1 protein-coding gene is annotated in these 245 nt (G+C 68.6%); it reads left to right on the top strand.

Translation table 11 applies throughout. The annotated features are described in order from the left end of the window. Window positions 1–202 (top strand): EF-hand domain-containing protein (locus tag OH705_RS28350; RefSeq protein ID WP_267303588.1); only part of this gene is annotated, 202 nt, incomplete at its 5' end. Window positions 203–245 lie beyond the last annotated feature (43 nt).

Genomic DNA, 245 nt, shown 5'->3' with positions numbered 1-245 from the left:
CCAAGCGTGGATGAGCTATGCCTTCGATGGCATGGACCGCAACCGCGATGGTGTGCTCTCGGTGGACGAACTGCCCGGCGGCCGCGGCAAGCCGATCACCCGCGAGGCCCACCTCGCCCAGTTGGCCGAGCGCTTCAAGCGCCAGGACGTGGATCGCGACGGCGTCCTCAGCGAAAAGGAACTGGCGGCACCGCCGCGCTGACCTGCCTCAGGTGTGGATCAGACGACCGCCGGCGAACGCCCAG

This window comes from Pseudomonas sp. BJa3, from assembly GCF_026343815.1.
GTDB classification, from domain to species: domain Bacteria; phylum Pseudomonadota; class Gammaproteobacteria; order Pseudomonadales; family Pseudomonadaceae; genus Aquipseudomonas; species Aquipseudomonas soli.
Note: the sequence above shows the minus strand (reverse complement) of the source record. Positions and strands in the feature narration are given on the sequence as shown.